At 38.9% G+C, this 11,475-nt stretch carries 9 protein-coding genes; all 9 read left to right on the forward strand.

Annotated features, from left to right (window positions below; translation table 11 throughout):
- Positions 1 to 20 precede the first annotated feature (20 nt).
- A complete protein-coding gene (locus FGQ66_RS11580; RefSeq protein WP_138302474.1) occupies positions 21 to 1,661 on the forward strand; it encodes a dihydrolipoyllysine-residue acetyltransferase in 1,641 nt (546 codons plus the stop codon).
- Between the two features lie 7 nt (positions 1,662 to 1,668).
- Complete coding sequence (lpdA, locus tag FGQ66_RS11585; RefSeq protein WP_138302475.1) at positions 1,669 to 3,075, forward strand: dihydrolipoyl dehydrogenase; 1,407 nt, start codon at positions 1,669 to 1,671, stop codon at positions 3,073 to 3,075.
- Positions 3,076 to 3,332: 257 nt separating this feature from the next.
- The gene (locus FGQ66_RS11590; RefSeq protein WP_138302476.1) at positions 3,333 to 3,902 is read left to right on the forward strand and encodes a hypothetical protein; all 570 of its coding nucleotides are present in this window, start codon (positions 3,333 to 3,335) and stop codon (positions 3,900 to 3,902) included.
- Between the two features lie 463 nt (positions 3,903 to 4,365).
- The gene (locus tag FGQ66_RS11595; RefSeq protein WP_104661575.1) at positions 4,366 to 4,641 is read left to right on the forward strand and encodes a UPF0223 family protein; all 276 of its coding nucleotides are present in this window, start codon (positions 4,366 to 4,368) and stop codon (positions 4,639 to 4,641) included.
- A gap of 4 nt (positions 4,642 to 4,645) precedes the next feature.
- Complete coding sequence (locus tag FGQ66_RS11600; protein WP_138302477.1) at positions 4,646 to 5,428, forward strand: inositol monophosphatase family protein; 783 nt, start codon at positions 4,646 to 4,648, stop codon at positions 5,426 to 5,428.
- A gap of 151 nt (positions 5,429 to 5,579) precedes the next feature.
- On the forward strand, positions 5,580 to 7,409 hold the full coding sequence (typA, locus tag FGQ66_RS11605) for a translational GTPase TypA (RefSeq protein ID WP_138302478.1): 1,830 nt from the start codon (positions 5,580 to 5,582) through the stop codon (positions 7,407 to 7,409).
- 700 nt (positions 7,410 to 8,109) lie between these two features.
- Complete coding sequence (gene recQ / locus FGQ66_RS11610; RefSeq protein ID WP_138302479.1) at positions 8,110 to 9,873, forward strand: DNA helicase RecQ; 1,764 nt, start codon at positions 8,110 to 8,112, stop codon at positions 9,871 to 9,873.
- Between the two features lie 128 nt (positions 9,874 to 10,001).
- Positions 10,002 to 10,304, forward strand: coding sequence for a DUF1507 family protein (locus FGQ66_RS11615; protein ID WP_005876504.1), 303 nt, complete (start codon positions 10,002 to 10,004; stop codon positions 10,302 to 10,304).
- A 2-nt stretch (positions 10,305 to 10,306) separates the two neighbouring features.
- The gene (locus FGQ66_RS11620) at positions 10,307 to 11,473 is read left to right on the forward strand and encodes an FtsW/RodA/SpoVE family cell cycle protein (protein WP_005876506.1); all 1,167 of its coding nucleotides are present in this window, start codon (positions 10,307 to 10,309) and stop codon (positions 11,471 to 11,473) included.
- Positions 11,474 to 11,475 lie beyond the last annotated feature (2 nt).

Genomic DNA, 11,475 nt, shown 5'->3' on the forward strand with positions numbered 1-11,475 from the left:
AGAGGGGACGTAATTAAATCATGGCATATCAATTTAAATTACCTGATATCGGTGAAGGTATCGCAGAAGGTGAAATCGTCAAATGGTTTGTTAAAGCAGGAGATACGATCAATGAAGACGATACTTTATTAGAAGTACAAAATGATAAATCAGTTGAAGAAATTCCTTCTCCAGTAACGGGGACAGTCAAAAATGTTATTGTACCAGAAGGCACAGTAGCAAATGTAGGGGATGTATTGGTAGAAATCGATGCTCCTGGACACGAAGGTAACGAGGAAAGCGGTGGCGATGCGGGTGTAGCAGCCAAAGAACAAACACCAGAACAGCCTGCAGCTGAACCGGCTGCTGACACTGAAACACAAGGGACAGACGGTGGCGTGTTTGAATTCAAGTTGCCTGATATCGGTGAAGGTATCGCAGAAGGTGAAATCGTCAAATGGTTTGTTAAAGCAGGAGATACGATCAATGAAGACGATACTTTATTAGAAGTACAAAATGATAAATCAGTTGAAGAAATTCCTTCTCCAGTAACAGGGACAGTCAAAAATGTTATTGTACCAGAAGGCACAGTGGCAAATGTAGGGGATGTATTAGTTGAAATCGATGCCCCTGGTCATAACACTGCTCCATCAAGTGCAAAACCAGCTGCACCTGCTTCTGAAAAAGTCGAAACATCGGGATCAGCCGCTGTTGTCGAAGCTTCAGATCCAGATAAACGTGTGTTGGCGATGCCATCTGTTCGTCAATTCGCTCGTGAAAAAGATGTTGACATCTCTCAAGTGACGGCTACAGGAAAAGGTGGACGTGTGACAAAAGAAGATATTGAAAAATTCATTTCTGGTGGTGGAGATCCTGCAAAAGCAGAAGAAGCAGCACCTGCAAAAGAAACTGCTCCTGCTGAAAAAGCTGAAACAAAACCAGCGAAACCAGCTCAAGCATTCAAGTCAAATCTAGGTGATCTAGAAGAACGCGTAGCATTGACTCCTACACGTAAAGCTATTGCGAAAGCCATGGTCAACAGTAAACAAACAGCGCCTCATGTGACGTTACATGATGAAGTTGAAGTTTCTAAATTGTGGGATAACCGCAAACGATTCAAGGAAGTTGCAGCAGCCAATGGAACAAAACTTACTTTCTTGCCATACGTGGTGAAAGCATTGACAGCTACAGTGAAAAAATTCCCTATCTTGAATGCTTCGATTGATGATGCAAAACAAGAAATCGTGTATAAAAATTACTATAATATCGGTATCGCTACAGATACGGATCATGGGTTATACGTGCCAAACGTGAAAGATGCAGACCGTAAAGGAATGTTTGCCATCGCTGACGAAATCAACGAAAAAGCAAAATTAGCTCACGATGGAAAACTATCTGCTGATGATATGCGTAATGGAACAATCACCATCAGTAATATCGGTTCAGTTGGTGGCGGCTGGTTTACTCCAGTAATCAACTACCCAGAAGTAGCGATCTTAGGTGTCGGTACAATTGCACAACAACCGATCGTGAATGGTGAAGGTGAAATCGTCGTAGGTCGAGTAATGAAACTTTCTCTAAGTTTCGATCACCGGATCGTTGATGGTGCGACAGCACAACAAGCAATGAACAATATCAAACGTCTTTTAGCTGATCCAGAGCTATTAATGATGGAAGGATGATAAACAAATGGTAGTTGGAGATTTTGCTGTAGAATTAGATACAGTTGTAATCGGTGCGGGACCTGGCGGCTATGTAGCAGCCATTCGCGCTGCTGAAATGGGTCAAAAAGTTGCAATCATCGAAAGAGAATATATCGGTGGCGTTTGTTTGAATGTCGGCTGTATTCCTTCAAAAGCATTGATTGCTGCAGGACATCATTATCAAGAATCACTTGATTCCACTATTTTTGGTGTAACAAGCGAAAATGTTACTCTTGATTTTGAGAAAACACAAGATTGGAAAGAAAACAAGGTAGTTAAAACACTTACTTCCGGTGTTGGATTCTTACTAAAAAAACACAAAGTAGAAACGATTGAAGGAGAAGCTTTCTTCGTGGATGATCATACATTGCGTGTGATCCATCCAGATTCAGCACAAACGTATTCATTTAACAATGCAATCATTGCTACTGGTTCACGCCCTATCGAAATTCCAGGATTCAAATTTGGCGGGCGTGTACTTGATTCAACTGGCGGTCTAGCATTGAAAGAAGTACCTAAGAAGTTTGTGATCATCGGTGGCGGTGTCATCGGTGCGGAACTCGGTGGTGCGTATGCAAATCTTGGAGCCGAAGTAACGATTCTTGAAGGTTCGCCACAAATCTTACCAACTTATGAAAAAGATTTGGTGAAACTAGTGGAAGACGACTTTAAGAAAAAAGGAGTAACCGTCGTAACCAATGCCATGGCAAAAGAAGCAGTGGATAATGGCGACAGCGTAACAATCAAATACGCTGTTGACGGGAAAGAAGAAACTGTGACGGCTGATTATGTCATGGTAACAGTTGGTCGCCGTCCAAATACTGATGACATGGGCTTAGAACAAGCTGGTGTTGAAGTTGGCGAACGCGGATTGATTAAAGTGGATAAACAAGGGCGTACGAATGTGCCGAATATATATGCGATCGGCGATATCGTACCCGGTGCAGCATTAGCCCATAAAGCAAGTTATGAAGCGAAAATTGCAGCTGAAGCTATCTCAGGCAAAAAGGTAGCTGTCGACTATAAAGCAATGCCGGCAGTTGCATTTACGGATCCTGAATTAGCTTCTGTCGGAATGACGATCAAAGAAGCAAAAGAAGCTGGGCTAGAAGCGACTGCTTATAAATTCCCATTTTCTGGAAATGGTCGTGCCTTGTCACTTGCGAAAACTGAAGGCTTTATTCGTTTAGTCACAACAAATGACGATAATGTGGTCATTGGCGCACAAATCGGTGGTGTTGGTGCCAGCGATATGGTGTCAGAATTAGCTTTAGCCATTGAATCAGGAATGAATGCGGAAGATATCGCTTTAACTATCCATCCACATCCATCCCTTGGAGAAATCACAATGGATGCATCAGAATTAGCATTAGGATTACCGATCCATATTTAAAGATCAAAGAGAACTCTCTCTATCATTGAGTGATAATTGATTATCAATACGAGCCAAGTACCTAATTCCATTGAGTTAGGTACTTGGCTTTTTGTATGTACGTTAATTCTCAAATATGAAAAAATGGGACATCTGTCTATCTGGTTATTTGTTAAGATTCTCTTAGCGAGTAAATCTTTAGAACGTAAGAAAGAGTGGAGAACCGTGGTTTTTTGCTTTCAATCATAGATTGCTTGAATAAAAAAGGAGTGGAGCAAGTGAATAACCCAGAAAAAAATCCTGAAGAGGTTTATGTAGCACCAATAACTAGAGATCTTAGAAATCATCCTCAAAGTGATAAGATACGGCAGATATTTGTTCGAAGTGAGGAAAATTTCTTTCGTCATTTATCGGATCTCTTTGTAAAAGAACCTGAAGTTTACGCTAAAGTTGAAGAAATCATTTTTGATAAGTTCCGGTTGTCTGTTCCTTCGTTATTAGAAATGGTTGAACGAAAAGGAGAAAACATTCTACGTGCTCCATTACTCTTGCCAGAATATGAAGAACAGCGAAAAGAAGCAGTAAAAAAACTATATCTTGCCTGTCGAGATGAAGCGGAAACTACAATCTTCAATGCCTATCATCGAAATGGATATTGCATCGCTGAAATTGTTTCGCCAAGTTTCAACCGTCTTATTGAAGAAACGAAGAACTTTGAAAGAAGAAGAGACAATGTGCGTTTTGCCGCACGTGCGCTTGAAGCTTGTCTTAAAAATCTACGTAGAGATAAGCCTATCAATCTGATCAATTTTTATACAAAACCGGCGAGACAGGGCAATGATAGATAAGTAGTGGTTGTTCTTTAGTTACAAGTGAGCAACAACTTCTCCCTAATAAAAACATATTGATAAGCGAAGAAAATCCATCAAGAGGCGAACAAAAAATGAGTGAAATCAGGTAATGACTTAAATTGCCTGATTTTTTGCCGTGATTGGAATGAGGCGGGGACAGAAGTGTTTAACTCCAAGAAATAAGAAGAAATTACGAAAATTGCTTTTCAAATTTTTGTGAATTTCGGCTTATTTAAGAAGGAGTTGCTTCTGCTCCCACCGTTTATTCGTTTTTAAAGAATGAGACAAAAATGTTTCATACTTTTTGTCCCACGCTCAAAGGATGACGGGATAGTGAATATGGAGGTTTAATTTCATGTTACATAATTATATTATGTAAACTAAAAAAGTAAAAATAGTTGGTTGCTTATTCTTTTCTATGATACACTGATTTTGATTATGATGAATAGGAGAATGAGCGATGCAAGAGTATCAATATCCATTAGACCTTGATTGGACGACCGAAGAAATGGTGATCGTCATGAAAATGTGGGAGGACTTAGAAACTGCAAATGAAAAAGGAATCGCGAACGATCAGTTTCTAAAAACCTATCAAAACTTTAAAACAGTGATCAAATCGATCGGTGAAGAAAAACGACTAGGCAGAGAATTTGAGAAGGCTTCTGGCTATTCCTTATATCGAACGGTTCAGGAAGCAAAAAAGAATACGAAAAAAATCTTGAAGATAAACGGGTGAAGACATGGAAAAACGAATCAGTGTGATCAAAGAGTGGCTTTATGAAGCAGGAGAAAAAATAAAAAATGCTGAAAATAAAAAGTTGACGATTGATCAAAAGACTAGTCGAAATGATCTCGTCACTAATATGGATCGTGAAATCCAAGCTTTCTTGATCGACAAAATCCACAGATTCAATCCAGAAGCCAAAATCCTTGCAGAAGAAGATGGATACAGTAAGGTAAACGATTTTACAGGACAGCTTTTCGTGATTGATCCAATCGATGGCACACTTAATTTTGTCGTAGAACGTGAGAACTTTTGTATTATGTTAGGAGTCTACGAAGATGGTAAAGGTCAGTTAGGGTTTATTTACGATGTCGTCAAAGAAGAACTTTACTGGGGTGGTAATGGAATAGGAGTGTATAAAAACGAAGAAGCATTGCCAAAGCCGCCCAACAGTGGATTATCGCAAGGATTATTAGGAGTAAATGGTTATTTGTTTAGTCATAACAGATTCAATGTTCGAACGATTGCAGAAAAAAGTATGGGAGCCCGCCTTTATGGATGTGCTGGTCTAGAATTGATTGCGATGCTAAAAGGGCATCATATTGGCTATATCTCTAATCTAAGCCCTTGGGACTATGTAGCGGGGAATATCTTACTAGAAGAGTTCGGAATGAAGTACAGTGGCATACTAGGTGATAAATTAAAATTCGCAGGACGTGAATATTATCTCGCTGGGACAGAGAAGGCTTATGAAGAAATGCGACGATTGATAAACGATTCACAATCCTCAAAATCATAAAAAAACCGTAAGTTTAAGAGGAAAATGGCGAGAATATTAATTTTCTCGAAAAAATGAAAACATTTTACTATATTTCATGAAAAAAATTTGCTATAATAAACAGTCGAGTAAAATTGCACTGTCATAAAGAACCGAGAAGGAGTTAGTTACATTGAACTATAGAAACGATATCCGTAACGTAGCGATCATCGCTCACGTCGATCACGGAAAAACAACATTGGTTGATGAATTATTGAAACAATCCGATACATTAGACGCACACACACAATTACAAGAACGTGCGATGGATTCAAATGCTTTGGAAAAAGAACGTGGAATTACTATTTTAGCGAAAAATACAGCGGTTGATTATAAAAACTACCGTATCAATATCATGGATACTCCTGGACACGCGGACTTCGGTGGCGAAGTTGAACGTATCATGAAAATGGTAGACGGCGTTGTTCTAGTTGTTGATGCTTATGAAGGAACGATGCCACAAACACGTTTCGTATTGAAAAAAGCATTAGAACAACATATTACACCGATCGTCGTTGTAAATAAGATCGACAAACCATCTGCACGCCCAGAGTTTGTTGTTGATGAAGTACTAGAATTATTCATCGAATTGGGTGCTGATGATGATCAATTAGATTTCCCAGTTATTTACGCTTCAGCATTGAATGGAACTTCAAGCTTGTCTGATGATCCTACTGACCAAGAACCAACGATGGCACCAGTTTTCGATACGATCGTTGAAAAGATCCCTGCTCCAGTAGATAACAGCGACGAACCTTTACAATTCCAAGTATCATTGTTAGATTACAATGACTATGTTGGACGTATCGGGATCGGCCGTGTTTTCAGAGGAACCATCAAAGTAGGGGATCAAGTAGCCTTGATCAAACTTGACGGTTCAGTTAAAAAATTCCGTGTAACGAAATTGTTCGGTTTCTTCGGTCTAAAACGTTTAGAAATCCAAGAAGCAAAAGCTGGAGATTTGATTGCAGTATCAGGTATGGAAGATATCTTCGTCGGTGAAACAGTTACACCTGTAGATCACCAAGAAGCATTACCGATCTTACACATTGATGAACCAACTTTACAAATGACATTCTTAGTAAATAATTCACCATTTGCTGGGCGCGAAGGTAAATTCGTCACTGCACGTAAAATTGAAGAACGCTTGATGGCTGAACTTCAAACAGACGTTTCACTACGTGTTGAACCAACAAACTCTCCAGATGCTTGGACTGTTTCTGGTCGTGGGGAACTACATTTATCGATCTTGATCGAAAATATGCGTCGTGAAGGCTATGAATTACAAGTATCACGTCCAGAAGTTATCGAAAAAATCATCGATGGTGTAAAATGCGAACCATTTGAACGTGTTCAAATCGATACTCCAGAAGAATACATGGGTAGTGTAATCGAATCATTGAGCCTACGTAAAGGCGAAATGCAAGACATGATCCATACTGGAAATGGTCAGATCCGTTTGACATTCCTAACACCAGCACGTGGCTTGATCGGTTATTCTACTGAATTCCTTTCTATGACACGCGGATATGGAATCATGAACCATACCTTCGATCAATATTTACCAATGTTACCAGGACAAATCGGTGGACGCCACCAAGGTGCTCTTGTTTCGATCGATGCAGGGAAAGCAACAACTTATTCCATCATGAGTATTGAAGAACGTGGAACAGTCTTTGTTGAACCAGGTACAGAAGTATACGAAGGAATGATCATTGGCGAAAACAGCCGTGAAAATGACTTGACTGTCAACATTACAAAAGCAAAACAAATGACTAACGTACGTTCTGCTACGAAAGACCAAACATCTGTCATCAAAAAACCAAAACAATTAACATTAGAAGAATCATTAGAATTCTTGAATGATGATGAATATTGTGAAGTAACACCAGAAAGCATTCGTTTAAGAAAACAAATCTTGAACAAAAATGTTCGTGAAAAAGCGTCTAAAAAGAAAAAATAATGCGTGATCAAGCATCATAGGAGGAGGGGATAAAATCCCCTCCTTTTTTAGTTTGTCAGTCACAGTACTGAAAGAAAATGATTCTTTAGGCGATACTATAAAAGTACAACTACAATCGAAACCGATAAATCTAGTTGGTTTTGTACATAGCTGAAAATATCTGATTCTCTAGTAATGTTGTTCAAATATAAAAAGTTCGTAGCATGGAGTGATCTAGTACATCAGGTTAAGTGTTATTTATCTATAAAAAATATTTTTGGTATGCTTAAGATAACAAGTGTGTAATTGATGCTATCACTGTCGACTAAGTAGGATAAAAAGCCTTTAGCTATGCTATTTTACAAAGAGGCTGCAAAAATCAAAGGGCGTGATGAAGTGCGCGTTTCAGCTAATGTGTCACCTAGCATGGAAAGAAAATAGTTTATTCTAAAAATTCGATTGTGGTGATTATGCTCAGCTATTTCTGTGGAGAAGTAGATTTAGAAATAGAGAAAAACACACGAAATAACGGAAAAAGTCTATTAAAAGACTTTTTAAAAACTCAAAATAAGCTCTCTGATGTTTCATAAATGCGATTTGTTTCACGGATAAAAGGGTTGTTCTGAGTGACAACGAGAAGTAAAATAGTTCTTGCGTAATCTATTTAAATGAATGAAATATTGCCATCATTTTCTTAAAATATGTATAAAGTAGGGATAAGATGAACGAATTACTAAAAAAATATTTTGGCTATGACGAATTTCGCCCAGGGCAAAGGGAAATCATTCAAAAAGTGATGGAACATGAAGATGTGCTGGGTATCATGCCGACAGGAAGTGGGAAATCGGTGTGCTATCAACTGCCAGCATTGATGCTAGATGGTTTGACGATCGTTGTTTCACCCTTGATATCCCTCATGAAAGATCAAGTAGATGCGGCTAACCAGTTAGGGATAGCTGCAACATTTATCAATAGTTCGTTGAATGGCTATGAAACAGCAAGACGTTTCCAAGAACTTGAACAGAGGGAGATCCAGTTGCTCTATGTTGCACCTGAACGCTTTATCATGCCAGATTTCATTCGTTCGATGCAACATTGGAATGTCCAACTGCTTGCCATTGATGAAGCACATTGTATTTCCCAATGGGGGCATGATTTCCGTCCTAGTTACCTTCAAATGGCAGAAAAGTTGAATGAGTTGATCCAACGGCCGATCATTGTTGCATTAACAGCAACTGCAACGATAGCTGTAGCCGAAGACATCAAAAGACTTTTAAAGATTCCGGTCAAAAATCATATCCAAACCGGGTTTGCTCGCGAAAATCTACGGTTGCAAGTAATCAAGGATCAAAAAAAAGAACAATATTTGGTCGAATATCTGCGTATGAATCAGAAACAATCCGGCATCATCTATGCGGCAACACGCAAAGAAGTTGACCGTATCTATCATTTATTAAAAAAGTTTGGTTTCAATGCTGGTAGGTATCATGGTGGCATGAGTGAACGGGAACGGACGGAAATGCAAGAAGCTTTTCTGTACGACCGCGTAGAGTTATTGGTGGCTACCAATGCTTTTGGAATGGGGATCAATAAAAGCAATATCCGCTTTGTCATCCATTATCAAATACCAGGTTCTTTGGAGGCGTATTATCAAGAAGCAGGTAGAGCGGGAAGAGATGGTCTTCTAAGTGATGCTATCTTGTTATTTGCACCGCAAGATATCCAGATCCAGAAATTTTTTATCCAGCAATCACAACGGGAAGATTATCAAAAGCAAAAAGAATATGAAAAATTAAAAGCTATGACCGAGTATGTCTACATTGAGGATTGTTTGCAGCAATATATCTTAGCTTATTTTGGAGAAGATGGTGTACCTTGCGAGCGTTGCGGTAACTGTTTAGATGATCGAGAGTTGATCGATGTTACGAAGGAAACACAGATGGTTTTATCTTGTATCAAACGAATGGGCGAAAACTATGGGAAGCAGATGTTGATGAAAGTGTTAGCTGGATCGAAGGAGCAAAAAGTGAAAAACTTCGGATTTGATCGACTTTCTACGTACGGTTTATTAAAGAAATACGCGCAAAAAGATATCTTGCAGCTAATCGAATTCCTTATCTCTGGTGGTTACTTGCTCTCTGTGAGTGGAGAGTACCCCGTTTTGAAGGTCACAGAGTCAGGTATCGCTGTTCTTACTGGAAAAAAACAAGTATTTAAGAAAGAACCAAAGAAAGTAGTTCAACTTTCAGATGAAGCTGCAGACAGTCTGTTTGAAGCATTACGAGAACTGCGAACAGACTTAGCTTCTGAAGCTGGTGTTCCACCATATGTCGTTTTTTCTGATTCGACGTTAAAGGAAATGAGCCAACAAAGACCACAAAACCGACTGGCATTTCTGCAAATAAAAGGTGTCGGTCAAAGTAAATTAGATAAATACGGAGAAGCATTCCTAGCCGTTATCAAAGAAGCACAAAGCGAAAAATGAAAAGTGCGTCCATCGTGCAAAACAAAAGGATAAAAAAAGGGAAAATCACCTTACGAAAACCGTGATTTTTCCCCGTTGGATTTTTAAGTATGTTATAATAAATAAACTTAGAATGGGGGTAGGCGTAGATGGATTCTCTGTCAAATGAATTTGCAGTCCAAGTATTGAAAGATGAAGCTGAACGGATCAAACGCTTGATCAAAAATCAAAAAAACAGCTTATGTATCTCGCAATGTAAAGCTTTTGAAGAAGTAGTGGATACGCAAATGTATGGATTCTCACAACAAGTCAATTTTGCGATACGTGTGGGGATAGTCGAAAAAACAGAAGGTCAGCTATTGCTGAGTGAATTAGAGCGTGAACTGAACCATTTATATAGTGAAGTTTACCAAGAAAATTATGATAAAAAAGAAATTGGCAAGGAGGAGTAAACTTGCCTAAGAAAGTTAAAAAAAGGCATTTATTAGACTATAGCATATTGATCCCATATTTGATTCTATGTGTATTGGGATTGATCATGGTCTATAGTTCGTCATCATATTTATTAATGGAAAACGGGACAAGCCCTTCCGCATCATTTTTTAATCAAAGTATTTTTTGGGTCCTGAGTCTAATTGTAATCGGGCTACTTTACAAAATGAAAACCGATGTTTTGAAGAATCAGCGGTTGATCATGGCAGCAATCGCTGTGCTGACGATTTTACTTTTGATCGTTTTATTTTTTGGTAAAGAGATCAATGGTGCAAAAGGATGGATTCAGATCGCTGGATTTACGATCCAACCTGCAGAGTATTTAAAGATCATCGCAATCTGGTATTTGTCTTGGACTCTTTCCAAACGACAATACAGCATCCAAAAAGATTTTATCGGCACGGTCAAACGACCTCTTGCTTTGGTATTGGTATTGACGGCTATCGTTGCAATCTTGCCCGATTTTGGGAACGCAACTGTCATCTTTTTGATTACGTTGGTTTTGCTTTTAGCAAGTGGTATCAACTATGTATATACATTGATCGTTGGATTTGGCGGAGTTGGTTTAAGTGTGTTTACTATCTGGCTAGTCAATATCACTCACGGGAAATTTCTTCCTGAACGATTGCAATATATCTATAATCGTTTTGCTATTTTTCAGAATCCTTTTTCCGATGAACTCAATAGAGGGCACCAAATGGTCAACGGCTATTATGCGATGTTCAACGGCGGTCTATTTGGCCGAGGATTAGGGAATAGTATCCAGAAAAAAGGCTTCTTACAAGAAGCACAAACCGATTTCATCTACGCGATCGTAGTAGAAGAACTAGGTGTTATCATGGGGATCCTGATCCTTGCTCTACTATTCTTTATGATCACTCGGATCATTTTAGTAGGGACGCGTTCAAAAGATCCATTCAATTCATTATTGTGTATCGGGATCGGAGCAATGTTCTTAGTTCAAGTGTTCGTAAACCTTGGAGGGATCACTGGTGTTATCCCATTGACAGGTATTACTTTCCCATTTTTGAGTCAGGGCGGTTCTAGTCTCTTGATGCTCTCGATCTGTATTGGTTTTGTATTGAATATCAGTGCAGATGAGAAAAGAAAAAGCTTAGGTTTATACTAAAA

Origin of the sequence: Enterococcus sp. BSD2780061688st2 D3, from assembly GCF_005844145.1 — a bacterium.
In the GTDB taxonomy this organism is placed as follows: domain Bacteria; phylum Bacillota; class Bacilli; order Lactobacillales; family Enterococcaceae; genus Enterococcus_B; species Enterococcus_B durans.

What these genes read in the sequence shown, in the direction of transcription:
- FGQ66_RS11580 (WP_138302474.1), top strand. Translation starts at nt 21, where the DNA reads ATGGCATATCAATTTAAATTACCTGATATCGGTGAAGGTATCGCAGAA.
- lpdA (WP_138302475.1), top strand. Translation starts at nt 1,669, where the DNA reads ATGGTAGTTGGAGATTTTGCTGTAGAATTAGATACAGTTGTAATCGGT.
- FGQ66_RS11595 (WP_104661575.1), top strand. Translation starts at nt 4,366, where the DNA reads ATGCAAGAGTATCAATATCCATTAGACCTTGATTGGACGACCGAAGAA.
- FGQ66_RS11600 (WP_138302477.1), top strand. Translation starts at nt 4,646, where the DNA reads ATGGAAAAACGAATCAGTGTGATCAAAGAGTGGCTTTATGAAGCAGGA.
- recQ (WP_138302479.1), top strand. Translation starts at nt 8,110, where the DNA reads ATGAACGAATTACTAAAAAAATATTTTGGCTATGACGAATTTCGCCCA.
- FGQ66_RS11615 (WP_005876504.1), top strand. Translation starts at nt 10,002, where the DNA reads ATGGATTCTCTGTCAAATGAATTTGCAGTCCAAGTATTGAAAGATGAA.